The 25,752-nt window shown below is 48.3% G+C and carries 27 protein-coding genes and 3 tRNA genes; 17 read left to right on the top strand and 13 right to left on the bottom strand.

What is annotated here, in order from left to right; translation table 11 throughout:
- The first annotated feature begins 70 nt into the window (after positions 1 to 70).
- A complete protein-coding gene (locus VJB08_04905) occupies positions 71 to 1,102 on the top strand; it encodes a DHH family phosphoesterase (protein ID HLD43293.1) in 1,032 nt (343 codons plus the stop codon).
- On the opposite strand, the gene VJB08_04900 is transcribed toward VJB08_04905, so the two are convergent.
- Complete coding sequence (locus VJB08_04900; protein HLD43292.1) at positions 1,099 to 1,647, bottom strand: hypothetical protein; 549 nt, start codon at positions 1,645 to 1,647, stop codon at positions 1,099 to 1,101. The two genes, VJB08_04905 and VJB08_04900, sit on opposite strands and share 4 nt — an antisense overlap.
- 99 nt (positions 1,648 to 1,746) lie before the next feature.
- Between VJB08_04900 and VJB08_04895 the strand changes: the two genes are divergently transcribed.
- A tRNA-Gly gene (locus tag VJB08_04895) sits at positions 1,747 to 1,829 on the top strand.
- 434 nt (positions 1,830 to 2,263) lie between these two features.
- Here the strand turns inward: VJB08_04895 and VJB08_04890 are convergent.
- The 7 genes from VJB08_04890 to VJB08_04860 all read right to left on the bottom strand — a co-directional run bounded on the left by VJB08_04890 (position 2,264) and on the right by VJB08_04860 (position 5,409).
- Positions 2,264 to 2,415 (bottom strand) — tRNA-Met (locus tag VJB08_04890).
- Positions 2,416 to 2,438: 23 nt separating this feature from the next.
- Complete coding sequence (locus VJB08_04885; protein ID HLD43291.1) at positions 2,439 to 2,846, bottom strand: HIT family protein; 408 nt, start codon at positions 2,844 to 2,846, stop codon at positions 2,439 to 2,441.
- Complete coding sequence (locus VJB08_04880) at positions 2,839 to 3,474, bottom strand: HAD family hydrolase (GenBank protein HLD43290.1); 636 nt, start codon at positions 3,472 to 3,474, stop codon at positions 2,839 to 2,841. Before VJB08_04880 ends, VJB08_04885 begins: the two co-directional genes overlap by 8 nt.
- Positions 3,475 to 3,499: 25 nt before the next feature.
- On the bottom strand, positions 3,500 to 4,486 hold the full coding sequence (locus VJB08_04875; GenBank protein HLD43289.1) for an HD domain-containing protein: 987 nt from the start codon (positions 4,484 to 4,486) through the stop codon (positions 3,500 to 3,502).
- Positions 4,487 to 4,740: 254 nt separating this feature from the next.
- Positions 4,741 to 4,814, bottom strand: a tRNA-Ala gene (locus VJB08_04870).
- Positions 4,815 to 4,847: 33 nt separating this feature from the next.
- Positions 4,848 to 5,054 carry a histone gene (locus VJB08_04865; protein HLD43288.1) on the bottom strand — a complete coding sequence of 69 codons (207 nt, stop codon included), beginning with the start codon at positions 5,052 to 5,054 and terminating at the stop codon, positions 4,848 to 4,850.
- Between the two features lie 79 nt (positions 5,055 to 5,133).
- Positions 5,134 to 5,409 (bottom strand): hypothetical protein, encoded by a 276-nt coding sequence (locus tag VJB08_04860; GenBank protein ID HLD43287.1) that lies wholly within the window; start codon positions 5,407 to 5,409, stop codon positions 5,134 to 5,136.
- 87 nt (positions 5,410 to 5,496) lie between these two features.
- On the opposite strand from VJB08_04860, the gene VJB08_04855 reads away from it, so the two are divergent.
- The 11 genes from VJB08_04855 to VJB08_04805 all read left to right on the top strand — a co-directional run bounded on the left by VJB08_04855 (position 5,497) and on the right by VJB08_04805 (position 16,283).
- Entirely contained in the window at positions 5,497 to 7,155 is a 1,659-nt protein-coding gene (locus VJB08_04855) for a glutamate--tRNA ligase (GenBank protein HLD43286.1), read from the top strand.
- A 5-nt stretch (positions 7,156 to 7,160) separates the two neighbouring features.
- Positions 7,161 to 7,490: a hypothetical protein gene (locus VJB08_04850; GenBank protein ID HLD43285.1), complete on the top strand. Its 330-nt coding sequence runs from the start codon at positions 7,161 to 7,163 to the stop codon at positions 7,488 to 7,490.
- A 32-nt stretch (positions 7,491 to 7,522) separates the two neighbouring features.
- The gene (locus tag VJB08_04845; protein HLD43284.1) at positions 7,523 to 8,650 is read left to right on the top strand and encodes a tRNA (N(6)-L-threonylcarbamoyladenosine(37)-C(2))-methylthiotransferase; all 1,128 of its coding nucleotides are present in this window, start codon (positions 7,523 to 7,525) and stop codon (positions 8,648 to 8,650) included.
- A 31-nt stretch (positions 8,651 to 8,681) separates the two neighbouring features.
- Complete coding sequence (locus VJB08_04840) at positions 8,682 to 10,685, top strand: adenosylcobalamin-dependent ribonucleoside-diphosphate reductase (GenBank protein HLD43283.1); 2,004 nt, start codon at positions 8,682 to 8,684, stop codon at positions 10,683 to 10,685.
- Positions 10,682 to 11,215 (top strand): cob(I)yrinic acid a,c-diamide adenosyltransferase, encoded by a 534-nt coding sequence (cobO, locus tag VJB08_04835; protein HLD43282.1) that lies wholly within the window; start codon positions 10,682 to 10,684, stop codon positions 11,213 to 11,215. Before VJB08_04840 ends, cobO begins: the two co-directional genes overlap by 4 nt.
- A gap of 85 nt (positions 11,216 to 11,300) precedes the next feature.
- Positions 11,301 to 11,660, top strand: a complete 360-nt coding sequence (locus VJB08_04830) for a hypothetical protein (protein ID HLD43281.1) — start codon at positions 11,301 to 11,303, stop codon at positions 11,658 to 11,660.
- Positions 11,661 to 11,750: 90 nt separating this feature from the next.
- Complete coding sequence (gene ribC / locus VJB08_04825) at positions 11,751 to 12,668, top strand: riboflavin synthase (GenBank protein HLD43280.1); 918 nt, start codon at positions 11,751 to 11,753, stop codon at positions 12,666 to 12,668.
- Positions 12,607 to 13,701 (top strand): bifunctional diaminohydroxyphosphoribosylaminopyrimidine deaminase/5-amino-6-(5-phosphoribosylamino)uracil reductase RibD, encoded by a 1,095-nt coding sequence (ribD, locus tag VJB08_04820; GenBank protein ID HLD43279.1) that lies wholly within the window; start codon positions 12,607 to 12,609, stop codon positions 13,699 to 13,701. The genes ribC and ribD overlap by 62 nt, the downstream gene beginning before the upstream one ends.
- Positions 13,702 to 13,814: 113 nt before the next feature.
- Positions 13,815 to 15,038, top strand: coding sequence for a GTP cyclohydrolase II (ribA, locus tag VJB08_04815; protein HLD43278.1), 1,224 nt, complete (start codon positions 13,815 to 13,817; stop codon positions 15,036 to 15,038).
- Positions 15,039 to 15,089: 51 nt separating this feature from the next.
- Positions 15,090 to 15,509 carry a hypothetical protein gene (locus VJB08_04810; GenBank protein HLD43277.1) on the top strand — a complete coding sequence of 140 codons (420 nt, stop codon included), beginning with the start codon at positions 15,090 to 15,092 and terminating at the stop codon, positions 15,507 to 15,509.
- A gap of 129 nt (positions 15,510 to 15,638) precedes the next feature.
- Positions 15,639 to 16,283 carry a hypothetical protein gene (locus VJB08_04805; protein ID HLD43276.1) on the top strand — a complete coding sequence of 215 codons (645 nt, stop codon included), beginning with the start codon at positions 15,639 to 15,641 and terminating at the stop codon, positions 16,281 to 16,283.
- Positions 16,284 to 16,562: 279 nt separating this feature from the next.
- On the opposite strand, the gene VJB08_04800 is transcribed toward VJB08_04805, so the two are convergent.
- The 3 genes from VJB08_04800 to VJB08_04790 all read right to left on the bottom strand — a co-directional run bounded on the left by VJB08_04800 (position 16,563) and on the right by VJB08_04790 (position 18,853).
- On the bottom strand, positions 16,563 to 17,687 hold the full coding sequence (locus VJB08_04800; GenBank protein HLD43275.1) for a thioredoxin family protein: 1,125 nt from the start codon (positions 17,685 to 17,687) through the stop codon (positions 16,563 to 16,565).
- Positions 17,684 to 18,418 carry a cytochrome c biogenesis protein CcdA gene (locus VJB08_04795; GenBank protein ID HLD43274.1) on the bottom strand — a complete coding sequence of 245 codons (735 nt, stop codon included), beginning with the start codon at positions 18,416 to 18,418 and terminating at the stop codon, positions 17,684 to 17,686. Before VJB08_04795 ends, VJB08_04800 begins: the two co-directional genes overlap by 4 nt.
- Before the next feature lie 135 nt (positions 18,419 to 18,553).
- Complete coding sequence (locus tag VJB08_04790) at positions 18,554 to 18,853, bottom strand: hypothetical protein (protein HLD43273.1); 300 nt, start codon at positions 18,851 to 18,853, stop codon at positions 18,554 to 18,556.
- A 243-nt stretch (positions 18,854 to 19,096) separates the two neighbouring features.
- Between VJB08_04790 and VJB08_04785 the strand changes: the two genes are divergently transcribed.
- A complete protein-coding gene (locus VJB08_04785) occupies positions 19,097 to 20,074 on the top strand; it encodes a hypothetical protein (protein ID HLD43272.1) in 978 nt (325 codons plus the stop codon).
- Here the strand turns inward: VJB08_04785 and VJB08_04780 are convergent.
- Positions 20,071 to 20,214 carry a hypothetical protein gene (locus tag VJB08_04780; GenBank protein ID HLD43271.1) on the bottom strand — a complete coding sequence of 48 codons (144 nt, stop codon included), beginning with the start codon at positions 20,212 to 20,214 and terminating at the stop codon, positions 20,071 to 20,073. The two genes, VJB08_04785 and VJB08_04780, sit on opposite strands and share 4 nt — an antisense overlap.
- 76 nt (positions 20,215 to 20,290) lie before the next feature.
- On the opposite strand from VJB08_04780, the gene VJB08_04775 reads away from it, so the two are divergent.
- Together VJB08_04775 and VJB08_04770 are read left to right on the top strand one after the other, a co-directional pair.
- Positions 20,291 to 22,732: a DNA-directed DNA polymerase gene (locus VJB08_04775; GenBank protein ID HLD43270.1), complete on the top strand. Its 2,442-nt coding sequence runs from the start codon at positions 20,291 to 20,293 to the stop codon at positions 22,730 to 22,732.
- A 73-nt stretch (positions 22,733 to 22,805) separates the two neighbouring features.
- Positions 22,806 to 23,204: a hypothetical protein gene (locus VJB08_04770; GenBank protein HLD43269.1), complete on the top strand. Its 399-nt coding sequence runs from the start codon at positions 22,806 to 22,808 to the stop codon at positions 23,202 to 23,204.
- 53 nt (positions 23,205 to 23,257) lie between these two features.
- On the opposite strand, the gene VJB08_04765 is transcribed toward VJB08_04770, so the two are convergent.
- A complete protein-coding gene (locus tag VJB08_04765; GenBank protein HLD43268.1) occupies positions 23,258 to 24,517 on the bottom strand; it encodes a DEAD/DEAH box helicase in 1,260 nt (419 codons plus the stop codon).
- 45 nt (positions 24,518 to 24,562) lie between these two features.
- Here VJB08_04765 and tgt point away from each other — a divergent pair, with 45 nt between their 5' ends.
- The gene (gene tgt / locus VJB08_04760; GenBank protein ID HLD43267.1) at positions 24,563 to 25,735 is read left to right on the top strand and encodes a tRNA guanosine(34) transglycosylase Tgt; all 1,173 of its coding nucleotides are present in this window, start codon (positions 24,563 to 24,565) and stop codon (positions 25,733 to 25,735) included.
- Positions 25,736 to 25,752: the final 17 nt, after the last annotated feature.

The following is a 25,752-nucleotide window of genomic DNA, read 5'->3' as shown; positions in this document are numbered from 1 at the left end:
CTCAAATTATTTAACGGCGCGCATTCTTTTATCCGCAATCCATATAAAGCACGCTCTTTCTCGCTATCCTATGGGGCTTACACAAAAGGAGGTCAAGGAAATCCGGAAGCTTTTGGACTCTTCCAGGAACCCTCTCTTCTTTTTCGATGACGATCCTGATGGATTGTGCTCATTTCTGCTGCTCTACAGGTATGCCAAGAAAGGCCATGGCGTTGTGGTGAAATCCCTGCCTGAGCTGAGAGAGCAGTTTGTCAGAAAGGTTGAGGACTACAACCCTGACGTTATCTTTGTCCTTGACAAGCCAAAGGTGTCGCAGGAATTCATTGATCAGGCGAACCGGAAGATCGTATGGATTGACCATCATGAGCCGCAGGAAAGGAAAGGGGTTATGTATTTCAACCCCCGGCTCCGGAAGGAGGCGAATGTTCCAACATCCTATCTTTGCCATCAGATTGTGGAGAGCGATTTATGGATTGCCGCAGTTGGCGTTGTGGCTGACTGGGTGTACAAAAAGGACATTTATGACGCATTCTCAAGGCAGTATCCTGAACTGCTTCCTCCTGGGATAACCGATCCGCAGGTTGGCCTGTTTGAGACCCCTCTCGGAGAGATTGTGAGGCTCTTCTCCTTTATCCTCAAGGGAGACACGAGGGTAGCGATGGGCTGCGTGAAGATTCTGACGCGTGTTGGCGATATCCGCGAGCTTGTTGAGCAGAAAACTCCCCAGGCAAAGTACCTCACCAAGCGATTCAAAGAGGTCAATAGGGAGTACCAGAGCCTTCTGAAATCCGGCTGTGCTGCAGCAAAAAAGCAGGATCCCCTGCTCCTTTTCAGCTACACTGATGACACCATCTCACTCACCTCTGACCTGAGCAATGAGCTGCTCCATAGGTTCCCTGAAAAGACAATCATTGTCTGCAGAGAAAAATCAGGGGAGATGAAGTGCTCGCTCCGCTCTGCGGCACTGCTCCTGCCTCCTCTTGTGCAGCAAAGCCTGGCTGGCCTTGAGGGCTATGGAGGCGGCCATGAGCATGCGTGCGGTGCTGTGGTGAAGACGCACAACTTCGATGAATTCATCCGAAGAATTCGCGGGCAGATCTAACGCGCGATGCCAAACTCTATCTTCCCGACAATCGTGGGCTTCTTCTCGGCTCTTGACTTCCGTGTATAGTAATAGATTGTCTGGTCTTTTCCTTCATCTTCGATGCCAAGGGTGGTATAAGCTTCCCTGAGGATTGAGGACTCGATAGAGGCGTAGCGCTCATCCAGGATGATGTCCACCGTGATGGGATCATAGTAGCGTACGAAGACTGCTCCGGCAGGTAGCCGGCTGACTGAAACAACCCATTTCTCGACATTGACCTCATTGAACTCCCGGCGCAGAACAATCTGTGTCTTCTGCATCTCCCTGATCTGCTCCAGCGTGAGCTCTTTCTTCTTTAGTGAGCTGATAAGCTGCTCTGCCTCGCTGCCTGTCTGCGCATGGTATTCCTCAACAAGGTTCGGCATGGATTTCCCAACGTAAATCTTGTAGATGTCCCACTTCTTCTCTCGTGTGAGCCTTGCCTCGATGCGGATGTTCAGGTCTCCCTTCTTTTTTTCCAACAGCTTGAGGTCGGGCGTGTCTGAAAGAATCTTCCAAGTCATGATCTGAAGGAATGTTTGAGTGTTTAAAAAGTTTGTGGAGCATGGATGCGATTCCGTCATCATAATCTTTATAAACAATGCCAGAACAATTGAGAGTATGCGTCGGTGGTCTAATGGCATGATTGCGGCCTTCCATGGATCGGAGAAAGCCGTTGATCCGGGTTCAAATCCCGGCCGACGCATTCATGTTAGGCCGGTCCGAGACCAAAGTCTCACTACCGGCCGACGCATTCATTCTATACGTGAATGGTCGTAGTGGCTCTGTAGAAAGTCAGTCGGCAGTGGCTTGCAAGCGAGCAAGGTGAGCTTGCTCGCTAGCCGCCGGCTCGCTTGTGACTCTATCGGTGCATGCTGACACCCCCGAAGGTGCTAAAAAGAGCTACGCTCTTTTGGCACACCAAAACGCCAGACGGCGTTTTGATTGGGGCAACCCTCCGTCAGCACTGCTTATGTGGCCGAAGAAGCTCGCAGAACTGATGCCGGACTTTCTACAGAGCCAGTTGCAGTAGCCCTCCAATAAAAGGTTGAAGTCAAATCGGTGACCTCTGAGATCATCACGAAAGAACCGAACATCCAAAACCCTGAATTCATCCACGTTTCGTTTGATGAGCTGAAATGCCGCTGAGGGGATTTGAGCCCCTGACCTCTACGTCACCCAGTTATCGCCTGAGTATGTCATCTCCTTTCGGATCATCGCTCAAACATATGAGCCTCGCTGACTTGCGAAAACAAGCATGTAGCGCTCTAACCAGGCTGAGCTACAGCGGCATGGACAGAAAAACCTAAACTTGTTATATAAAACTAACGATTTTCCTGCAGATAGCATCCATCTCCTGCCCGGGAATCTCCTTCTTGGCCCAATGCTTTAACCCATCTCCCTTAAACCTTGGGATAATATGGAAATGGCTATGGAACACGACCTGTCCTGCTGCACTCTGGTTGTTGATCAGCACATTGAACCCCTGAGCTCCTGTGGCTTGGGTTGCAGCTGCAGCGATTTTCTTAACCACTCCCAGAATCCTGGCTGAAATCGCATCAGGAAGGTCAAGCAGGGTCTCATGATGCTCTTTCGGAATCACCAGTATATGGCCCGGGTTCGATGGAGCAATATCAAGGAACGCCAGGAACATCTTATCTTCATAGACCCTTCTTGCAGGAATCCTTGCCTGCGCAATGCTGCAGAAGGCGCAGTCACCCACCAAGCACCTCAGCAAGCTGCTTCAGGCTCGTTACCTTTTCATCATACTCCCTTCTGTCCTTGCGGTCCATCAGTATGGCTCTGATCCCTGCGCGTTTTGCGCCCTCGATATCAGTCTGCATAGAATCCCCTACCATCACGCATTCATCCTTGGAAACCCCCAGCTGCTGCAGGCAGAGCTCATACATCTTTGGGTCAGTCTTCAGAACGCCTGCGTCGCATGACAGCACTACGGCATCAAAATACTTGGTAAGATCGTGCTTCTCCAGCACCGGAGTGAGCGAAAACGGATCCGTGTTTGAAATCAGCCCGATTTTGTACTTCTGCTTAAGCTTTGTGAGCTCAGTGATATCCTCAAACGGCTTCGCAAACAGCATGTTCTTATTCCAGAGCCCGATGAGCTTCTCGACTACAAAAGGAGCAACACGGATCCCAAGATCATCAATAGCTGCGTAAAATGCTTCTCCTAGGTCTGTGTATTTCCTGGTCATGAATGACTTCTCAAACTGCTGGACAAATTCTGAAAAGGGAAGCCTGACCCTCAAGATCTCCTGAACCTGCCTCAGCGGGCTTGGCTTGACGCCGTTCTCGATCAGAGTGCCCCAGGAATCAAATAGTATGGCTTTCATGCGAATCCGGAATCCTCACCCTCATTTAAAGTTTTGTATTTATGCCGACCCGATGGCCGTTTTTCATCTCCCTTACCCAGGCCTCAACCCTTTCCTTAAACACCTCGTCAGCCTCTGAATACCTGATGAGCTTGCCCTTCTTCCAAAAAAGCGGGTCAATATACCTTGCCTTGGTCTTGATCATAAACTCTCCGTGTTCCTGCTCGCTAAGGTTGACCCAGTCTATGAAACCGAGATAATGCATGATCCTGGCATCCTCTGAAGCCTTCAGCTTCCCCATCACTTCCTCATCAGTCCCAAAAAGGTCCTCTTCCCTGATAACTCCTTTATCCAGCGCTGCCCTCAAAGCAGCAACCAAAGCCATATAGCTTCCTCCGAACAGCGGATTGCTCCAGAACTGCGTTGAGGTGTGAAAATAGCCCCATGCAGCGGCAGAAGCAGCTTCCTCATCTGCCAGCACAATCTGCCCATCCTTAACCAAGAGAGAACCTAGGACCTTATCAATCCTATCCTTCCGAAAGGTGCCGAACAACAGCCCGTCCCGCATCCCATAGTCAAGCCGGTCTGCATTCAGGCTCTGGTCATCCGAATCCAGGAGGCTGTATCCGGAATGATCAGTAATCCTGTCGATGCGGAATCCCTCTTTTCCCAGAATCTCCTTGATCTCTGAACTCTCCAGAACCCGTTTCAAATGCAGCTCATGGAAGTCCTGCTTCATACTCTCATTCCTCAGGAAATCAACGACATGGGAGAAAGCTGTATGGCTGATGTCATGCAGTAGCCCTGCAATCTGCTCCTCGAAGGATGCCCCGAGTTTCTGCAGGAGCAGATACACCCCAATGCTGTGCTCATACCTCGTAGTAGGCATCTTGGGGGTCATATAGTTCCCGGTTCCGTACTGGTTGATGCCCTTCAGCCTCTGGAATTCAGGGGTTTTGATAATGGCAAGAACGGTTTCATTCCGCAATTCCTTTTTTCCGTAGACTGGGTCTTCAATAAGCAGCGGATCCATTAAAAAAGGGATTCTTCCATGTTTTTTAACTGTTGCGGTCATGGAGGCTGCGGTGAAAATCAATGCTGCCGCCCTTTGTGAGCAGCACAACTGGAATCAGGGCATCGACTTCGAGGGGGATGCCCCATCGGGGACGAATGTCGATTATGAGGACAAAGAACGCAAATTGCGAACTTGGCGGCAGCCGGTGGCTGGTGAGCGAGTGAGAACGAGCTCACTCGCAAGCCACCGCGAGATTTTCACCGCAGCCGGTATGGACCAATCGGGATTCGAACCCGAAACCTCCGCATAGCCAATGCGGCACTCTACCAGGTTGAGCTATTGGCCCTTTTGACTGAGAAATAAGCGAGGCTTTTTATGCTCATCGCCTGCTCATCTTCATATCTGCAGCATCCACGGTTTTCCTGCCTGCGTGCCTGGCAAGCTCAACTGCGCGGCCTGCAAGGCTGATGCCGCATTTCTCAATGAGTTCAGAAAACGCAGCAGCTCCCTTTGAAGATACCCTCTTTGCGCCGCAATCCATCAATATCCTTGTTGCTGCTGCTCGTGGAATGATAAGGCGAACCATCTATAAAGAAACCGGGGCTTTCTTCACGAAGAAGAAAACCCCTGGTTTTTGTGTAGCATGTCCTGAACAGGACGGCTATTTAAATCTTTTGATTGCCCATCGCCTTCTTCAAAGCAATGATCTCTTTTGGAGTGGCTGCCCGGATAGAATCTGTAATCCTATACATTTTCTGCACATGCTTGAGCAACCCCTCCTCAACTGAGTCTTCAATATCCCTCGCCTCAATTTGGCGAATTGCCGCTTCGGCTGCTAATTGTTCCAGAGTATTTCCCTGAACCTTTTTCTGATTGCTTCCCTCTATGGCAAAATACACTTTGTGCTGTGTTTCTTCATACACAAAGAGGGAATACTTCATAGAAAGCGGAGCATCCGTGTCATTTTAATATCTTTCTAGAACAGCAAAATACCAAAATTTAAATACCGAAATCATATCAAACCGCCCATGTCTCTTATCAAGGAAATCGAGCAGCATGCATTGGTGAATGCTGCCAAATTCGGCAAAGCAAGGCCTGAGGCTGTTCTCGGAAAGATCCTGGCAGAGCATCCTGAGCTCAAGAAGGACATCCCGGGGCTGCTGAAGCAGATACACTCAGCCATCCACAAGGTCAATGGCCTCTCAAAAGCAAAGCTGGAGGCTGTGCAGATTCCGCAAAAGGAGCGATTGGAGGAGCCTAAAGGGATCGGTCAGCTCATCAATGCCAAGCCTGGAGAGGTAATTATGCGCTTTGAGCCCTCGCCTTCAGGACCGCTCCACATCGGCCATGCATATACACTCACTCTTAATTCCGAGTACTGCCGAAAATACAATGGCAAGCTCATCCTGAGGATAGCGGACACAAACCCTGAAGCGATCCGGGAGGAGGCATACAAGCTCATCCCTGAGGATGCGAACTGGATCACAAAAGGCAATATCAAAGAGCTTATCATCCAGTCCGATAATCTGCAGCGGTATTATGAGGTTATAGAAACGCTCCTGAGCAGCAGCCATGCCTATGTGTGCGGATGCAAGCCTGCAAAGTTCAAGAAGCTCCTTGATAACCAGCAGGCATGCCCCTGCAGATATGGCGAGGAAAGCCTGGCACGCTGGGAAAAGATGCTGAGCAATGCAAAGGAAGGTTCTTTTGTTGTCAGGATGAAGGCAGATCTCACGCATCCTAATCCCTCGCTCAGGGATTTTCCTTTAGCACGCATCAAGACAGCAAAGCATCCACGGACCGGGAAGAAATTCAGGGTCTGGCCCCTCCTCAATCTGGCAGTTGCTGTTGATGACCATGATGAAGGAATCACGCACACCATCCGGGCAAAGGACCATGCAGACAATGAGAAGAAGCAGGAATGGATATTCAACTCGATGGGCTGGATGATGCCTGAGCACTTGTATATCGGAAAGATTAATTTTACTAACCTCAAGCTTTCGACAAGGACTACTGCGGAGCTGATACGCAAGAAGAAATACACCGGCTGGGATGATATCAGGCTGCCGTTCCTGCAGGCGCTCAGGAGAAGAGGCTACCAGGCTGACGCAATCATAAAATATGCAGTGGAGATGGGAGTCACCAGCCATGACAAGACGGTTTCGCTGGAAGAATTTATGAAAACACTCAATGCATTCAACAAAGACATCATCGATCCCCTTGCCCACCGGTATTTCTTTGTTGAGGCGCCAAAAAAGATTGTCGTTGAGGGAGCGCCAGTGTTCAGCAGGGAGCTTGACCTGCATCCTACCAATAAGAAGGGAGGCAGGGTCTTCACTACAAAGGATGCCTTTTATATCACTCCGGGCGATTACAAGAGCCTTAAGAGAGGCAAGATCTACCGCCTGATGGGCTGCCTGAATTTTGTCAAGAAGAAAGGATTCAATTTCCACAGCAGGGAGCATGAAAAATATAAGGGAGACGGCATGCTTCATTACCTGCCTGTTGAGAAAGGCCTGCCTCTGGCAGAGGTGGTCATGCCTGACGGGTCGCGGCGAAAGGGACTGGCTGAGAAAGGAGTAACTGCCTTGAAAGAAAGAGATATTATCCAGTTCGAGCGCTTCGGCTTCTGCACATTAGACAAAAAAGATAAAAACAAGCTCTCGTTCTGGTATTTGCACAGGTGACCATTTTGAATCTGTTAGAGAGAATAAACTCCTCCTGGAATTCCGGAGAGCTCAAAAAAGCCTTGCTTGATGCATTACTCATCAAAGCGTGTTGTGTTGGTTCTGGAATGGCCTGCCTTCTTGGCACCTACGCCACTCAGGCGAGACAGGGACAGCAGCAACAGTACCTCTTCGAGAGAAGCATCTACCATCCTGAAGAAACCGGCATCCCCTGGGAACTCTACTCGAATGAGGCAGTATTGTATGGAACAGCTGCGATTATAGGCGCGATTGGAGCTGTTGGGATAGCACAAATGATCTCAGAGTATGCTCCTAAGGCCAGAAGAGACCAATAAAATTTTTAAATTGACAGCTATCTTTACCTCTTATGAACATCTTCATCAAAACGTATGGCTGCCAGGCAAACATTGCAGATTCCGAGCAGATGGCAGGCCTTCTTAAAGCCAATAACCATACCCTTGTTGCCAACGAATCTGATGCAGATGCCATTATCGTAAACTCATGCTCAGTCAAGAACGCAACCCAGTCAAAGATATTGAATTATCTCAATACCCACTTAAAAAATGAAAAACCCAAAAAAATAATCATCGGCGGATGCCTCACCAAAACGCTCAATCTCCGGAAAAAAATACCTGACCTCTCTGCTGTCTTTGACACTAATTCAATACTAAAAATCAATGACATTGTTGAAAATCCTCATGATGTTTTTTCAGGCAAAAAGGAAGAAAGGATCAACGTGCCGGCACTCAGAAAGAAAAACGGCATTGCAATCATCCAAACATCCCAAGGCTGCCTCAACACCTGCGCATTCTGCGCAACAAAGCTGGCAAGGGGCATGCTGCAGAGCTATAGGATCGGAGACATTAAGCGGGAACTTGAAATTGCGGTGAGACAAGGCCGCGCAGCCATCTACATCACTTCCCAGGACAATGGATGCTACGGTTTTGATATAAACACTTCATTGCCTGAGCTGCTCAACGAGCTGGTAACTGTTGAGGGAGACTACAAGATCCGAGTAGGCATGATGAATCCATGGCATTTGCGGAGAATTGCGGAACCATTGCTGGAAGCATACCGGTCAGAAAAAATAATGAAGTTCCTCCATATCCCCGTGCAGTCAGGCTCAGAAAAAGTGCTGCGGGACATGAAGAGGATCCATACTGTGGAGAGCTTTAGGGAGGCTGTGAAAAAATTCAGGTCAGAATTTCCAGGCATTACTGTTGCAACCGACGTCATTGTTGGATATCCCACAGAGACCGAGGAGGATTTCCAGGAAACGTGCAGCCTCATCAAGGAAATCAGACCGGAAGTGCTCAATATCTCAACCTTTTCCTCAAGGCCAGGGACAAAAGCAGCAACTCTGATGCAGCTTTCTTCGCAAATCATTAAAGAGAGGTCGAGAAGAATAACAAACCTCTATAAGAGATATAAGCAGGAAGCCCCCCTCATCCAGATTCGGCTTTCACCTGAGCCCTTCTGTTCAAAACATTTTTAAACAGCCATCACCTCCTGCACATAGGGGAAACATGGCAGAGGGAATCTCAAAAATACGCAAGCGGGACGGCTCTATCGCTGACTTTGACAAGGCGCGAATAGCAAAGGCTCTGGACAAGGCCTTTGAGGCAACGGATGAGGGTTCGGAGCAACAGGCCTGGGCAGTGACTGATGCAGTTACGGAAAGGATCAATAAGAAGTTCCACAAGAATTCTATCCCTGCAGTAGAGGAGATCCAGGATACTGTAGAAGAGGCTTTGATGGAGAAGGGATTTCCAAAAACGGCAAAGGCGTATATCCTCTACAGGCAGAAGCACGCAGAGCTCCGCAAGGGCCTGAAGGAGGACGATGCTCCCTTTGACAACGACGGGCTTCGGATCGCAAGGGAGAAGTACCTCTTGAAAGACGAGGAGGGCAACACGATTGAGACCCCTGTTGAAATGTTCCGGCGGGTTGCCAAAGCAATGGCGATAGTTGAGCGGAGATATGGCAATGATGCAAAGCCGATAGAAGAAAAATTCTTTTCAGTTCTGAATTCGCTTGAATTCATCCCTGGGGGGAGGATCCTTGCTGAGGCAGGCACAGAAAGCTCTCAGCTCTTCAGCTGCTTTGTCCTGCCGCTTGAAGACTCGATGAAGAACATCTTCAAGACGCTCTATGAAAAGGCGCTGATCCAGAGGGTTGGGGGAGGGATTGGATTTTCATTCTCAAAAATACGGCCAAGAGGAATCCTTTCCACCATGAAGGGCTATGCGCATGGCCCGCTTGATTTCCTTGAGCTTTTTGACCATGCAACTGAGCTGACAAAATTGCCGGGAAACAGGAAAAGCGCAAACATGGGGAGCCTCAGTGTCCATCACCCTGACATCATCCACTTCATCACAGCGAAGGAGGGAGAAAATAAGCTCACAAATTTCAACCTCAGCGTTGAGATCACTGATGCGTTCATGAAGGCGCTGGAGAAGGATGAGCAATATGACCTGATGAGCCCGGCAACAGGGAAAGTTGTGGGAAGAAACTCAGCCCGGCAGACCTTTAATCTGCTTGCAACGATGGCATGGAAGAATGGCGAGCCGGGGATACTCTTCATTGACACGATCAATAAAGACAATCCGCTAAAAAAGATAGGGAGGATTGAGACCACAGACCCGTGCGGAGACCAGCCCCTGTTTCCCTATGAAGGGGTGCCGCTTGGAGCGCTCAACCTGAGCAAATTTGTCAAGGACAAGGAGGTTGATTATGACAGGCTGGAGGAAGCTGTGCCTATCGCAGTCCGTTTCCTTGATAATGCGGTTGATGCGTGCAAGCTTCCGCTCAATGCTGTGACCACACGGACAAAGGAGCTGAGGAGGATCGGGTTTGGGATTCTCGGCTTTGCAGATATGCTCTATCAGATGAGGATTCCCTACAACAGCCAGCTTGGCCTGGAAACTGGCAAGAAGGTTATGCAGACCATACGCAAGGGAGCCCGGACTGCTTCTGAAGAGCTTGCAGAAGAGAAAGGGCCATTTCCGTTATGGGAGACCTCCAGCTATCGGAGCAAAAAGATACGCAATGCAACCATAACAACAATTTCCCCCACAGGTTCCCGCAGCCTCCTGGCAGGAACCAGCTTTGGGATAGAGCCGGTCTATGCATTGGCCTACAAGCGGAAGCTGATGGGAGACCAGGAAGCAGTGATCGTAAATAAATATTTCCTACAGGCGCTCAGGGAGAAGGATCTGTATTCAGAGGAGCTCATCAGCCAAGTCTGCCAGACAGGCAACATCAAGGAAACCAAGAACCTTACCATTGAGATGAAGAAGGTCTTTGTCACAGCAATGGAAATCCCAGCTGAGTGGCATATCAGGATGCAGGCAGCCTTCCAGGAATATGTGGATAATTCTATTTCAAAGACCATCAATATCCCCAACGGTGCATCCATCGAAGATATCGAAAACGCATTCCTTCTTGCCTATAAATCCGGCTGCAAGGGGATTACTGTATACCGTGATGGAAGCAGGTCAGATCAGGTATACACTTCAGGAGCACCATGAAAAAAGGAGTCGTCCACATCTACACAGGAGACGGCAAGGGAAAGACAACAGCCTCCCTCGGGGTCTGCCTGAGGGCTGCAGGGTATGGCCTGAAATCCTGTGTTATCCAGTTTGTAAAAGGAACCTGGCATACAGGAGAGAGGGATTCCATCCCTGTCCTCCTGAATCCTCATGTGACGATCTATGCGTCGGGAAAGGGCTTTGTGGGAATTCTGGATGACAAATACCCTCTCGAGACGCATCAGAGGGAGGCGTACAAAGCGCTTCACCTTGCGCGTGAGCAGATGCAGGATCCTGAGCTTCATCTCCTTGTCCTTGATGAGGTGAATGTGGCCATCACCCTCAATCTGATCAGGGTCGAGGATGTTGTTGAGCTCCTCAAGCAAAAGCCGGAAAGGCTGAATATTATCCTCACAGGAAGAGGGGCGCCTCAGCAGCTCTGCGAGATGGCAGACCTTGTCACTGAAATGAAGCCTTTGAAGCACTACTTCGATAAGGGAGAGACTGGCAGGAAAGGGATTGAGTTTTAGAAATAGTGGTTCCTCGTACTTCGGGCATTTAGGGAAGAGTTTTCGTCCATAACATTTAAAAACCCCCCTCGACCACTTATCCTCTATGGCAGATGAACGCCCGACCTGGGTCAAGGACAAGACCGTAGCAGATTCTTTTGAAAAGATAGAATGCGCTCCTTATGATCCTTATAAGGACTTCAAGGCAGATCCTGGCTGCTATGTCCTGATCAAGCCGAAATTCGATACGCTGAAAATCCATCTGGCGGTCTGCAACTACAAGCATGAGATCCTCCTTGAAGTGATCGGAAGCAAGGCCCAGGGCATCTATACAAAACTGTTTGAATATGAGAAAAAGCATAACCTCAAGTGGTTTACTGCCAAGGACCACATAGCCTACATCGGAAAAGAGCTGAAGAAGGCAGAGATTAGCCTGGCGTTAGGGACGGAGTATTACCAAGAGTGAATCTTGTAACGCAGGAGAGGTTGCGTGCATCATTTCTACTCATTCCTGAGTACACAAACATTTTTAAGTAGAACGAGTTCTCATGAGGCTATGGCAAAGATCGGCATTGCAGACACCACGTTCAGCAGGTATGACATGGGGGGCCTGGCGATCAAGACTATCCGAGAGCAGGCTCCTGGCATCGAGATTGAGCGCACCACCGTCCCTGGAATCAAGGACCTGCCTGTTGCCGCAAAGAAGCTGATTGAGGAGGAAAAGTGCACTCTTGTGCTTTGTTTGGGCATGGCTGGAAAGGAGCAGATTGACAAACAGTGCAGCCATGAAGCCTCTCTCGGAATCCAGCAAGTTCAGCTCCTCACGAATACCCATATCCTGGAAGTTGTTGTTCATGAGGAAGAGGGCAGGGACGCCAAAGACCTCATCAGTATTTTTGAAGACAGGACGATCAAGCACGCATTGAATGCTCTCGAGCTGCTGAAGGGAAAAACCGCGTTAACCCCTTTTGCAGGCAAAGGAAGGAGGCAGGGCAGGGAGCATGCCGGGCCATTGGATAAAGAAGGGGGGCAGCTCAGCATAGGCATTGTTGTCTCTGACTTCAACAGCGAGTTGACCCACGCAATGCTTGAGGTTGCAGCCAATGTCCTGAAAAACCATGGTTGCCGTATTCAGGCTGTTCACGTTCCTGGAGCATTTGAGGTTCCGCTTGCCTGCCAGAGGCTTGTCAAGCAGGTTGATGGAATTGTCACGCTCGCAGTTGTCATCCAAGGAAAGACAGATCATGACAGAATTGTTGGAGAGAATGCTGCCAGAAAGATTGCAGACCTTGCGATTGCATATGGGAAGCCAATCGGCCTCGGAATCGTAGGCCCAAGAATTACATGGGAGCTTGCAGTGCAGCGCCACAAGGAGTATGCACAGCGCGCTGCTGAGGCTGTGCTCATCATGCTTGGAGATCATAGCACTCATGGATATCACCCAACTCATGGAGCAGGCTCTGGAGCTTGCTAGGCAAGGTTTCCCCCATCCTAATCCCTATGTCGGCTGCCTGATTGTCAAAAATGGAAGGATAATCGGGAAAGGACACCACCAAAAAGCTGGAGAGCCTCATGCAGAGATCAATTGTCTGAACGCCTGCACAGAATCAGTAGAAGGCGCAACCATGATCGTCAATCTTGAGCCCTGTTTTCACTATGGGAGAACTCCTCCTTGTGTTGACAGGATCATAGATTCAGGCATCAAAAAAGTCATTGTTGCAACAAAAGACCCAAATCCCAAAACCAATGGAAAATCACTGCAGAAACTCAGGGATGCAGGAATAGAGGTGGTATGCGGCATTGCAGAGGAGCAAGCCAAGGCTCTCAATGCTCCGTTCTTCAAATGGATAACCACAGGGCTTCCGTATGTCTCATTAAAGGCAGCCATAACACTTGATGGCAAGATTGCAACAGTTTCTCATAGTTCCCAGTGGATAAGCTCAGAGCAGTCGCGGCTCTGGGTTCATGATTTTCGGAATACTATTGATGGCATCCTTGTTGGAGCCAGCACTGTCAGGGAGGACAATCCTCAGCTTAGCGCGAGAACTGAAATGGTATACTATCCAACCCGGATCGTATTGTCACATTCAGGGGATATTTTCCCTGAGGCAAGAATCTTCAGCCAGCCTGGCAGGACCATCATCGCAGTTCCGGAAGATTTAAAAAAAGAGAAACAAGAGCTCCTTACGGCAAGGGCAGAGGTTCTGCTGTGCAAACGCAGCGGAACTGGCATAGACATTACGGATCTTTTGGAGAAGCTTGGGCAAAGGAACATCAGCCACCTCTTTGTTGAGGGCGGCTCAAAGGTCTTCACATCCTTCATCAAGGGAAGGCATGTGGATGCTTTTTACTTCATCGTTGTCCCAAAGCTCCTGGGAGACGGCATATCGGTGATGGGGGGCAGGATCCCTGAAATCAGCAATGCAATTGGCCTTGAATTTCAGGATGTCCAGCGCTTTGGGCCAGATCTCCTCATTACTGCACGCTACAGGCAGGACGGCAAATAAAAGAGACAGTACCTAGAAGATACCAAATACGAGAAGACAGCAAATAGAAGATATTAAGTAAAGGACAACAGATAGACAGGAGATAGGACTGAGATAGGACTGGAACAGCTACCATGAACAAGAACACCATCAAGGCGATCGTCTTTGATTTTGATGATACTCTTATCCAATACAAAGAGATAGGGTTAGAAAGCCATAAAAAGGCAGCAGAGAAGCTTGATCTTCGCATTCCAACAGATGAGGAGATTGCATCCCAGTTCGGCAAGCCCTGGGAAGTCATCATCCGGAAGCTCTGGCCAAGGGCGCATCCTGAGCTTTTCAAGCAGACCTATCTGGAGATAGCAAAGGAATTTCCGAGGAGGCAGATTGAAGGCGCTTCAGAGACCCTCAAATTCCTCAAGCAAGCAGGGTATGCTCTCCACATCATTTCCTCAAGATCCAGAGAAAGCCTTATTACCCTGCTGAGCCAGACAGGGATCCCCAAGGAGTATTTTAGCAGCATCCAGGGATCAGAAGATCTGGGATATGAAAAGCCCAGCAAGATGATCTTTCAGGTTTTTCTTGAGAGGTATGGGCTGAGGCCTGATCAGGTCGTCTATGTTGGAGACAGCGTCCATGATCTGGAAACTGCAAAGAATGCTGAGATCCCATTTATTGGAGTCCTGACCGGATGGCACAAAGAAGAGCATTTTGGGAACGCAGACGGAATACTCCCCTCAGTCACAGGGCTTAAGGAATACTTTGCTGACAGGCAGTCTGAGCTCTCAGTTGTGCGTGAGGCATCATCCAAGCTTCCAACGCTGTACGGGGATTTTGAGATCAGCGTCTTTTCTGTTGCAGGCCAGGAGATCGTTGTGCTCTCTAAAGGGAAGGTGGATGATTCCAACGTCCTTGTACGGGTTCATTCGAGCTGTTTTACCTCAGAGACCCTCTACTCGCTGCGGTGCGATTGCAGGGAGCAGCTGATGAAGGCGCTGAAGATGATCCAGAGAGAGCCTGCAGGGCTTCTCATCTATCTGAACCAGGAAGGGAGGGGGATTGGCCTTGTGCAGAAAATCAAAGCCTATAGCCTCCAGGACAAGGGAAAGGATACGCATGACGCAAATATCGAGCTTGGCTTTGAGGCGGATAGCAGGGACTATCTGCCTGCAGCCGCACTGCTCAAGCACCTCAAGGTGAAAAGCATCCGGCTGCTCACAAACAACCCGGAAAAAGAGGAGCAGCTTAAGGGATACGGGATTGAGGTTGAAAAGGCAATCCCTCTAAGAACCAAGCCGAATGAGATCAACCAGAAATACCTTGAGACAAAAAAACTGAAGATGAATCATAAGCTCTGAAATGAAAAAAGAAAAAACCGTTCATTATGGTCTGAAATTGCTGTGTAAGGGGTGAGGGATATCAGGGAAGACAAGAAAGAATCAGTAAAAGTCAACTGCACTTTTTGCGGCAAGGAAATTGAATGCCCCAAGGATATGCTGCAAAAATCAAAGAAGCACATGTGCTATGATTGCTTTCAGAACGCAGGGGAATTGGCGAAAGGGGAAGACTTAGGAGAAATCCACGTTGATATCCCTATGGACAAGATGGAAGAGATTATCCCTGAAAACATGACTAATTCTTTGATGGAAGAGGCTTTTCCGGATATTTGGAGTGAACGAAAAGAAGAGCTTAAAGCAATGTCAAAAAAGGATTTAGCTGAAGAAATGTTTGGAGCAGGAGCTTATATTGCCATTCAGCAGATGATTGCCGCAATGAAGGACGCGGATACGATAGAACATAAAAAATCAGGTAGGCAGGACTCTGATTAATAGGATTTCCGAATTAGCAACCCAGCAACCCAAGAAAAAGAGATAAAGAGAGAGATTGCAGAACCAATTACTAACCTCAATACACGAGATGGCAAATAGGGCGTCTGGAGGCATGCGCCCTACGACTTTATGAAAATCTTTACTGAGAATCCTCTGCCTGCAAAAACGATACTCAACGAATCAGGCTGTTCTGTTTCCCTGGAAATCGAGGATCTCAACAGCGATCACATCAGCCAGGAACTTGCCTCAGGCCGTCGTTGTGCTGTGCTTCTGGGAGACGATGACAGCATTGCAGAAATCCTTGATCTCTGCGCAGGCCTTGGGAATTGCGCTGTGATTGTGTTTGACTCCAACCTTGCAGCAAAGGAGTCCTTGTTCCCCTGCCTCCTCCAGGCAATAAAACAGGGAGGGATCCAGAAGGAGGCAGTTGTGTATGCTGGCAGCCATTCCTATGACCTCCTCGGATACAATTTCTTCAGGGAAAACAGGCTTAAGAATTATGCGATGAAAGAGATTTCTGTTGAAGGGGTGCAGGAGGTTTCAGACAATATCCTTGCTGCCACAAACAAGTATGCTCATGCTGCTGTCTTCATCCATGAGAGAGTTGCTGGCGGAGCAGGCCTGACACGGCGGGAACTGATCTATTTTGTCCAGAGAATCGCATTGCTCAGGAATCTCAGGCTTTTGTGCCTCCAGTCCAGGGAGAGCAGCCTTGCGATAAAGCTCTGCTCAGAATTCTATCAATCCTATCCGAACGGGCTCTGTGGAAAATAAGGGCAGCATCCTATGTGAGCCTTGGAAACAAAGAAGTTAGCAGCGACAAGGGGGGTGTCCCACGACCTTTTACCAAAAGTTCGACCAAAAGTGCTTAAGGAGGGCATGAAGCCCTCCGAACCGCCCTTTGTGGGTTACGCAGTAACCCACTCTTTTCTGGTCAAGCTTTTTGCGCAAGCGTAGCGAGCGGAAAAAGGTTGCGGGGATATGTCGCTTTGAACTTAAGGCTATGCGAGGCGAACCTGATGCTGCCCGAGCAAAACGAGATTTTCTACAGAGCTATCCGAACGTGAAGGTGTAAATCATAAATCCTTTTCCTTTCACCTCAATCTCGACAACATGCTGCCCATACTGATACTCCACAAGGCTGTACAAGCGGTGATCCTGTATCCTGCCAATTGGCTTGCCATTAACAAGCTCTATGTCTGCTCCTTTTGATTCCTTATCCTCAGGCCTGCCATCCACAAATACGGCAATCTCGCTCTCATTCATCGCTCCTGCGACAATATTAACCACCTTTGCATCATAGGGAAGCACAATCTTTCCAGTTTCGCTCACAAGCCTTGATGCATCATTTTCTGTAACCCAAGTTCCCTCAAAATAGGCGGTATTGTGCTGCAGCTCCTCAGGCAGTGTATACTCGACAGGCCCAGAGACAGCCAGTCCTTCCTTGTTTCCGAAGTTTCCCCTGTAAAAGCCAGAGCCTAAATAAATCTCAGGAGTTCCAACCCTCCCTGTTACCTTAACAGCTTCTGGAAGCTCTCCTGCAGATTCAGGAAGCTCCTTCGCAACACCCTCTTTTTCCATCCTCTCTTTAAGAAGATCCTGGATCTTTTCCTCAGTTTCTTTATAGGCTCCTTCTCCAATGTGGTCATATACAATAAACCCGTCAATGTCAATCAGGTATTTTCTTGGCCAAAACCTGTTCTGGAATGCCCTCCAGGTTGCATAATCATTATCCTGGACAACAGGATACTGAATCCCATGCTCCTCAACGGCATTTAACACATTTCCGTATTCTTTCTCAAACTCAAACTCAGGCGTATGAACACCGATAATGACGAGCCCCTCATTCCTGTATTTCTCATCCCACATCTTGAGATACGGAAGCGTCCTGATGCAGTTGATGCAGGTATAGGTCCAGAAATCGACCAGAACGACTTTTCCCTTCAGGCCTCCGATGCTGATATTCCCGTCTGTGTTGATATGCCCGGAAATGCCTGCTAATTCAGGCGCAGCTTTGTATGCCTGTGATTTTTCAGCCAACACCTCTTCTAATACCTTATACTCACGAGGGGCTGCCTTAACCTCAACCTCCTGGATCTTTGGGCTGGCGCTCTCCAGATAGGCGATGGCAGCTATGATAAGGATTACCACGATAACCAGGACATGGTTCTTTTTCATCCTTCCCTCTTTACCGTGCTTCCCAGATACGCCAGGAATGCAGGAATCAGGGGAAGGATGCATGGGCTTAAAAACGAAACAAGGCCTGCCAAGAAAGCAATCCCGATTCCAACACCTTCTCCGCTAAACCCAATCCCTGCCTGATTAAATCTGATCAGGATATCGCTTGCAAACTGCAGGGAAGCAATCCTGCTGAGCTGATTTGTAAACACCAGTATCCCCAATAAAATAAGGATAACCCCAAACACCATATTCACCCATTTCAGCCAGGAATGCTCCTTCTGCAGCCAGACTGAAATCTGCGTCGTAAACAGGCCAACAACCAAAAAAGGAATTCCCAACCCAAGGCTGTACGCTAAAAGCAAAAAAAATGCTATTGACGGGTTGGTTGCAGCAAAAGACAGTATTGCTCCTAGAACAGCTCCGACGCAAGGAGTCCAGCCCACTGCAAAGGCAGCCCCGAATACAAATGAGGTGATATACGAGCTTCTGAATCTCTTCTTGACATGGAGTTTGTGCTCCCTCTCCAAAAAAGGGATCCTGATTAAGCCCAAAAGATAGAGCCCAAAGAAAATAATCAGCAGCCCGCCAACCCTGCCAAGCCAGATCTGTGCTTCATACGAAACATCGCTTAATATGCTCTGCAGCAGCACTCCAACCAACGAGAAAATCACACTAAATCCAAGCACAAAAAAGACACTGTTGAGGAATATGCTCCATTGCTTCACCATCGTTAACTTTAGCACTCCAACTGATTAATATAATTTATGTTTTTGCAGTAGCTGAAAAAACAATTGCTTATGGTATTCTTTATGCTATTCTGATGTGATGATCAGAAAAAACATAATTTTGATCAACCCCCTAGATCAAGCTGCCAGGATGTCCTGGATAATCCAGTACGCAATCTTCTCTTCAACCTGTTTCGCCCCATCATACTTATGATGTTGCCTGTAGAAATTTGAGAGTTCAAGCAGCCGGTCTCCTATCCCTCTCACCCCTTGGCTTTCAGCCATGGTTTTATAGGACTCAAGAGCAGCAAGAAAGTAATCCACCTCAGTTTTGAATCTTGGTGAATCCGGCTTTGGAGCCATCCTTACTATGCTCTTCTCTAAAGAGCCATCCTGGATTTTGTCAGACAAATCGATAACAGGCATACATTCCACCATACTATCACCTCTTTACAATTTCCCCCAATGGGTATGTCTCTTGCTCTTCCTATAAAAATGTTCCGATAACTTATAGTCCCTGTATAGTGATACTAAAAACAAAAGATTAATAAAGGAGCTATGTTTACATACCCTCAGAGGATATATCAAAGGTAATTATAACAAACCAAAATATAACAAACCAAAAATTAATATACCAAAAGGTATACTAATATATACATAATCAACAAAAAGAACACAAAAATGGCAGACAAAATGACGGGGCTCTTACCTTATCAGACGGCTTTAGTGGACTCCACTAAGGCTGCAGACTTGTACAATATCCACCAGGTTTTGCAGCATGAGTTGAGCCCGAAGAAAAGAATCCAAAAAGGCCAAGACTCTGTTGCGCAGGATCTCATCAATCCGAAGAACAATACTCTGGTGGCTCAGCTCTTCACTCGTTTAACAGGCCGAATGCCTTCTCCTCTGCTCGCTCAAAACAAGGATGACCCTATGCCTTTGCTAATTGATCTCCAGACCTATTTGCAAAATAACTCTGGTCCTCTCATTAAGCGCATGACTGTAGAGCAAAAGGTCATAGATTATCTCAACTGGCTGGAAGGCATTAAAACAGCAAATTCCTCTTCCTTTAAACTTCAGGGCCCTGTCGAGGAAATACTATGGTATGCGATGCTGGGGGCATACGGACCACTGTGGAATGCAGGAGAGGATGCATCCAAATCGCAGAAGAGCATTGATTTTAAGCTCTCCCCTTCTGCGGCTAAGAATAACAATCTCGTAACCTACATCATGGAAGCAGGAAAGCGCTGGAATCCAAACAACCCTGGCGAATCTGAGGAGGTTTCCAAGACCCTTAAACGATTCTTAGCTTCACCTACACTGGAAAATATCCCGAACAGGGCTATTGACCCAGGAAACATCTACAAGAAAGGAAAAGGAGGCACAATACCTCAGAGCATCGTTGAAAATGTTTTAAAGGGAATTTATTCTGGAACATCGATGGGCAAAAATAAAGTAAGCATTCCTGAAAAAGTAGATGCGCCTCTCCTCTTTGAATTCAAAATGTACGGCAAAGGCCAGCCAAGCTATCCGAATGCCTCTGTAGAGAAGGCTACAGCTGTCCTTCCTCTCGAAACCGTAGCTCTTATTGTGAATGCAACACATACAAAAAAGTTTCCTCTTAGGGAAGGAAACGAAGACCTCTATAAGATTGCCTAGCTCCTCCCCTCATAGCTGCATTCTACGCAGTGAATCCTGCCAAGCCTGGAATCAATAATGACATTGAAAGAAGAGCATGCAGGGCATTTTCTCTTGCGTGACTGATGCACGCCTTCCAGTCCATGCTCCCATTCTTCCATATACGATACTTCCATTCATTTAAACTATAAATAATTTACCTTTACATTTATAAACAAACTTCCCTTTCTAGGTTCTATGCCAGCCATAGATTTCTACCTCCTGGACATCACCTACCGAGTGGCAGAGAACAAGCCTATTATCGTTCTGTTTGCAAGAACATTGGATGGAAAGAGACTTATCATTGAAGACGACACCTTCCGGCCTTATTTCTGGATTATCCCCAAGCCAGGCCAGCTTGACAATGTACAGGAAAAGCTGACAAAACTGAAGATCCAGAACAACGCAGAAGTCTCAGAGATAAGCCGTACTGAGATCCGTAAGAAAAATCTCAATGGAAAAGAGGTTGAGGCAATTAAAGCATACACAAACCTTCCCAGGGATGTTCCTGTCCTGAGAGAGGCAGTCAAGGTATGGGATATCATTGAATCAATACATGAATATGATATCCTCTTTGTAAACCGCTACATGATCGATACCTCTCTTGTTCCTATGACTGCCTGCACTGCTGAAGGAAAGACGGAAAACAACATCTTCAAAGCAGAAAAGATTAAGCCTTCTGAAGACCCACAGACCTTAGCTGACCCGAACATCCTCAGCCTGGACATAGAAACGTATAATCCTGAAGGCAAGCAGATGGACATGAACAAGAATCCTATCCTGATGATCGCGCTTCACGGAAAGGAGTACAAGAAAGTGCTGACCTGGAAGAGATTCTCCACCCAGAATACGTATATCGAATTCCTTGACTCAGAGAAATCCTTGCTCGAGAGGTTTGTCCAGATTATAAAAGAGCAGAATCCTGACATCCTCACAGGCTATTACTCAGACGGCTTTGACCTTCCATACATAAAAACAAGGGCTGAAATCAATAAGGTGAATCTGGATATTGGAATGGACAATAGCCCTCTCAAGATTTCTTCAGGCATGACAATCAAAGCATACATCGCTGGAATCCCTCATTTCGACGTCTTCAGATTCATAAGCAAAATCATCGGAAGAAGCCTTGACACAGAAACCTATGGCCTTGATGCGATTGCAGAGGAGATGCTTGGCATCAGGAAGCAGGAAGTGGATCTTGACAATCTCTATGCCATATGGGACAATAACCCCGAAGAGCTGGAGCGCTTCTGCACCTACAACCTTCATGATGCCTTCCTCACCTACCAGTTAGCAGTAAAAAACCTTCCAACAATTGTCGAGATGGTCAAGATTGTTGGCCTGACCTTATACGAAGTCAACAGGATGGGCTTCTCCCAGCTCGTTGAATGGTATCTCCTGAAGGAAGCAAAAGCTCATAACCAGCTTGCTCCCAACAAGCCTTCTTCCCAGCAATCAAAGGAGCGCCTCGCGAAATCCTACCAAGGCGCGTTTGTCTTCCAGCCAAAGCCCGGGCTCTACAAGGACATCATGGTGTATGACTACCGCAGCCTGTATCCTTCCATTATCTCCTCGCATAACATCTCTCCTGCGACATTCAACTGCACCTGCTGCTCCTTGTCTGCAAAGAAAGTTCCGTTAGAGGGCAAAGAGTGGTGGTTCTGCGAAAAGCAGAAGGGATTTATTCCGCTTCTGATCGAAGAGCTGATCACACGGAGGATGCGCATCAAGGAGATCCTCAGGGAATCCCAGGACGAATTCTTGAAAGCGCGCTCCAACGCCTTAAAATTGTTAGGAAACTCCTTCTACGGTTATTTAGGGTTCTACATGAGCAGATGGTACAGCTTGGAGTCAGCCTCTTCAACAACCGCGCTTGCCAGATTCTACATCCATAAGGTTATTGATGGAGCGCAGGCAAAAGGCTTTGAGGTGATCTATTCAGACACTGATAGCGTATTCTTCCTTCTCAAAGAAAATCCGCTCAAAAAAGCAACTGACTTTGTTGCTGAAATCAACCGGGACCTGCCTGGCCTGATGGAGCTCGAGTATGAAGGCCATTACCCTGCAGGCATCTTTGTGTCTGCAAAACTTGGCCCGTATGGGGCAAAGAAGAAGTACGCGCTCCTGTCTGAAAAAAGAGAGATCAAGATCAGGGGTTTTGAGACTGTGCGGAGAAACTGGTCTGCAGTCGCAAAAGAAACGCAGATTGAGGTCCTGAATATCATCCTCAAGGAGCAGAATCCTGAAAAGGCTTTCAATTGCGCCCAGGCTGTCATCAGGCAGCTCAGGGAAAGGAAGGTTCCTTGTGAAAAAGTCATTATGTACACCAGGCTCCAGAAGGAGATGGCTAGCTATGAGGCAATTGGCCCTCATGTCGCAGCAGCAAGGCGCATGCAGCAGCGCGGCCAGACAATAGCGCTGGGATCCCTGATAAAATTTATCATCACGCCAGGCTCTGAAAAGGTGAGGGAAAGGGTCAAGCTTCCTGATGAAGTGCAGGAAGGCGAGTACGATGCAGATTACTATATTCATAACCAGGTCGTCCCTGCTGTGGACAAGATCTTTGAAGTCCTCGGCTATTCCAGAGAAAACCTTGTTGCTCCAAAAGACCAGAAGAAACTGGATGCGTGGTTTGTGTGAATCCGCTGTTGGACAGATGGTTTTCGCCGAAGCAGAAACAAATCTTTATATGGCTTACTGGCACCTCTCGGCCATGGGAAAAGCTCATTGGAAGCCCTATATCACAGGAATGCCTATGCAGTTTGAGGACGGCATCCAGGCTGTCCCGATCTTTGGATGGAGCTATGAAACCGACAGAGGACTGGTATCTGGAGGGCAGATTTATGCCTGGGCTCATGAAGGTTACTTTAGCTTCACTCCTACTCAAAGTGATTATGATGGGCCAAAGGAAGCAGAAGATCCAAGCAAGCTGGTTCAGGCAATCGAGGAATTCTACAGATGGGATGGGGAACTTCCTCATTTAGGAAGAGTCAGGGAGGACATCAGGAGGTCCAGCCTGCTCTTTAAAGGGCAAAAACTGGCTGCGTTTAAAAGGGAATGCGTCCAATTGGAAGCCCGCTGGAAAGGGTACTTAGCCAATCAATCAAACTAGGGGTTGGCGGCGGAGCGGCATTGAGCTTACCTTGCTTTAAACCCCCTCTACGCCTACTCCCCCCAGAACTCTGTGAGCCCGCTTTGCCTCGCCATGAACTGCCTGATCCGAGGATCGGTTTTGATGTGCGAGGCATACAGCTTATGCCCAAGGGAGATTCCCTCAAGCGTCCGACATCTGCTCAACGCAACATAGGCCTGGCCGTATTCCCAGACTCCCGGAGAAAAATCAAGATAGACATTGTCAAGTGTCTGGCTCTGGCTCTTATGGATGGTCACTGCCCAGGCAAGCCGCAAGGGTATCTGGAGGAGCTTCCCTGTCACAGCAGCAGTTATCCTGTCCTCTTTTGCATCGTACTGGTAGTGGATCTTCTCCCACGTCTCTTTTCCAACTGTCGCTATTCCATCGTCAGTCTTCACATCAACCCAATCCTTGCCAAGATCAGCAACTGTGCCAAGCGTCCCATTGTACCACCTCTTCCCAGGATCATTCTTCAGAAACATCACCCTGCTTCCTTTCTTCAACTGCAGAACAAAGTCCACAGGCAGATCACTGGGTGAGATATTGCCATCAAGCTCTGCCTCATAGCTGGCTTCCGGCCCAGGCAGCTTTCTCAGCTCTGCCTGGTTTCTTGCATGGGCAGAAGCATTTGTTGTCGTAAGCATGATGCTTCCCTCAGGAATCTGCTCCGTGACTCTCGCATTGATCATATCCATATGGGCATTATCAACCGCTCCTTTCCTGACTGCATCAAGAAACGAAATGAACTGGTGATCCTTCTGCCGATAAACCTTGGTTAATTCAACGATCTGCAAAGGAAGCCTGCGTATGGCCTCAGAGCTGAAAAAATAGGGAGAGCCATATCTTTTCTCTGTCATCGGGACTATCGGGGGGAGCTGGTACAGGTCTCCGAAAAGGATGAGCTGCACGCCTCCGAAGAGTTCCCTGCTGTGCCTTGCCTTCCGCAATGCAGCATCAATGGCATCCATCAGGTTTGCGCTTACCATGGAAACCTCATCAATCACGAGGGCCTCAAGCTGTTTGAATATCCTGCCTGAGCGCAGCTTGATATCAGCAGGATTCAGGATTCTGGGCGGGAATCTGAAGAAAGAATGGATGGTCTGGCCTGCAACATTGACTGCAGCTACTCCTGTAGGAGCCAGGACAGCAATCTTCTTCCTTGTCGTGTCCCTGAAATGCCCAAGCAGGGTTGATTTCCCGGTGCCCGCCTTTCCGGTGATGAACACTGAGCTGCCCTCTTCAATAAGGCTGAGCGCCCTGCGGAAGCCTGGACTGATCTCGATAGATTCCAAGGAAATTCCAAAGTATTATATGATTCTTAACTCTTTCTGTTGCAAATGGGAAGATTGCAATTCCGGGTGCTTGCCAAAGACGGGATGGCGAGAATAGGAATCCTCAGGCTCAAGCATGGAAACGTGCAGACTCCTGAACTGATGCCTGTTGCAACCAATGCAACCGTCAAGGCTGTGCCTTTGGACCGCCTTCAGGCCCAAATGCTGATCTGCAATACGTACCATCTCATGCTGAAGCCAGGAGCAGATGTCATTGAGGAGCTGGGTGGGCTAAACAAGTTCATGAACTGGAAAAAGCCCCTGGTGACAGACAGCGGAGGCTTCCAGGCATTCTCTCTTGGCTTGGGAAAAGAGCATGGCACAACAAAGATGTACAAGCCAAGGAAGAATGAGCAGCTCAAGCCCGGAAAGCCGCTGGCAGTGGTAGCTGAGAAAGGCGTCCATTTCCGGTCAATCTATGATAATTCAAGGCAGTTTCTTACTCCGAAGAAGTCTATTGAGGTGCAGGAAAAACTGGGAGCAGACATGATCCTTGCCCTGGATGAATGCACGTCTCCTCTCAGCGATAAAGCCTATGTGAAGAAAAGCCTTGAACGGACCAACAGGTGGGCCTTGGAATCCCTTGCAGCCCATACCTCTGGCCAGGCTTTGGCCGGCATTGTTCAGGGCTCCCACTGGAAAGACCTCAGGAAACAGTCTGCAAGATTCATCGCATCACAGCCATTTGACGCAATTGCCATAGGGGGCTCTCTGGGAAAGACGAAGAAGGACATGCATAACATCCTTGACTGGGTTGTGGAGGAGCTGCCGGAAGAAAAGCCGAGGCATCTCCTTGGCATAGGTGTTGTTGAAGACATCTTTGAGGCAGTAGATCGGGGGATAGACCTCTTTGACTGTGTAAGCCCTACAAGGCTAGCCAGATGCGGGTATGCCTATGTCCGGCCGCCCCTTGGCACTATGAGAAATAAATTCAGGGTCAGGCTCAAGGCAGCAGCGTTCAAGAAAGACCCCGCCCCTATTGATTCTGATTGCCCATGCCGTGTCTGCAAGCTCTATTCACGGGCATATATCAACCATCTCTTCAATGCAAAAGAGCTGCTGGCATTTACGCTTCTCAGCCACCATAATGTCTCCTTCTTTCTTAACCTCACCGCTGAGATACGGGTTGCAATAAAGAAAAAGAAGTATGCAGAACTCAAGGCAAGATGGATCGGGTAGCGGGCTCTGGTGAAAAC

It is taken from the genome of Candidatus Nanoarchaeia archaeon, assembly GCA_035290625.1.
In the GTDB taxonomy this organism is placed as follows: domain Archaea; phylum Nanobdellota; class Nanobdellia; order Woesearchaeales; family DATDTY01; genus DATDTY01.
Note: the sequence above shows the minus strand (reverse complement) of the source record. Positions and strands in the feature narration are given on the sequence as shown.

Excerpts from the sequence above, each read along its gene's own strand:
- VJB08_04855 (HLD43286.1), top strand. The coding sequence starts at position 5,497 with ATGTCTCTTATCAAGGAAATCGAGCAGCATGCATTGGTGAATGCTGCC.
- VJB08_04805 (HLD43276.1), top strand. The coding sequence starts at position 15,639 with ATGAAAATCTTTACTGAGAATCCTCTGCCTGCAAAAACGATACTCAAC.
- ribC (HLD43280.1), top strand. The coding sequence starts at position 11,751 with ATGGCAAAGATCGGCATTGCAGACACCACGTTCAGCAGGTATGACATG.
- VJB08_04770 (HLD43269.1), top strand. The coding sequence starts at position 22,806 with ATGGGAAAAGCTCATTGGAAGCCCTATATCACAGGAATGCCTATGCAG.
- ribA (HLD43278.1), top strand. The coding sequence starts at position 13,815 with ATGAACAAGAACACCATCAAGGCGATCGTCTTTGATTTTGATGATACT.
- VJB08_04865 (HLD43288.1), bottom strand. The coding sequence starts at position 5,054 with ATGGTTCGCCTTATCATTCCACGAGCAGCAGCAACAAGGATATTGATG.
- cobO (HLD43282.1), top strand. The coding sequence starts at position 10,682 with ATGAAAAAAGGAGTCGTCCACATCTACACAGGAGACGGCAAGGGAAAG.
- VJB08_04785 (HLD43272.1), top strand. The coding sequence starts at position 19,097 with ATGGCAGACAAAATGACGGGGCTCTTACCTTATCAGACGGCTTTAGTG.
- VJB08_04780 (HLD43271.1), bottom strand. The coding sequence starts at position 20,214 with ATGGAAGAATGGGAGCATGGACTGGAAGGCGTGCATCAGTCACGCAAG.
- VJB08_04800 (HLD43275.1), bottom strand. The coding sequence starts at position 17,687 with ATGAAAAAGAACCATGTCCTGGTTATCGTGGTAATCCTTATCATAGCT.
- VJB08_04795 (HLD43274.1), bottom strand. The coding sequence starts at position 18,418 with ATGGTGAAGCAATGGAGCATATTCCTCAACAGTGTCTTTTTTGTGCTT.
- VJB08_04840 (HLD43283.1), top strand. The coding sequence starts at position 8,682 with ATGGCAGAGGGAATCTCAAAAATACGCAAGCGGGACGGCTCTATCGCT.
- VJB08_04790 (HLD43273.1), bottom strand. The coding sequence starts at position 18,853 with ATGGTGGAATGTATGCCTGTTATCGATTTGTCTGACAAAATCCAGGAT.
- VJB08_04880 (HLD43290.1), bottom strand. The coding sequence starts at position 3,474 with ATGAAAGCCATACTATTTGATTCCTGGGGCACTCTGATCGAGAACGGC.
- VJB08_04905 (HLD43293.1), top strand. The coding sequence starts at position 71 with ATGGGGCTTACACAAAAGGAGGTCAAGGAAATCCGGAAGCTTTTGGAC.
- VJB08_04830 (HLD43281.1), top strand. The coding sequence starts at position 11,301 with ATGGCAGATGAACGCCCGACCTGGGTCAAGGACAAGACCGTAGCAGAT.
- VJB08_04775 (HLD43270.1), top strand. The coding sequence starts at position 20,291 with ATGCCAGCCATAGATTTCTACCTCCTGGACATCACCTACCGAGTGGCA.
- tgt (HLD43267.1), top strand. The coding sequence starts at position 24,563 with ATGGGAAGATTGCAATTCCGGGTGCTTGCCAAAGACGGGATGGCGAGA.
- VJB08_04860 (HLD43287.1), bottom strand. The coding sequence starts at position 5,409 with ATGAAGTATTCCCTCTTTGTGTATGAAGAAACACAGCACAAAGTGTAT.
- VJB08_04875 (HLD43289.1), bottom strand. The coding sequence starts at position 4,486 with ATGGATCCGCTGCTTATTGAAGACCCAGTCTACGGAAAAAAGGAATTG.
- VJB08_04900 (HLD43292.1), bottom strand. The coding sequence starts at position 1,647 with ATGACTTGGAAGATTCTTTCAGACACGCCCGACCTCAAGCTGTTGGAA.
- VJB08_04845 (HLD43284.1), top strand. The coding sequence starts at position 7,523 with ATGAACATCTTCATCAAAACGTATGGCTGCCAGGCAAACATTGCAGAT.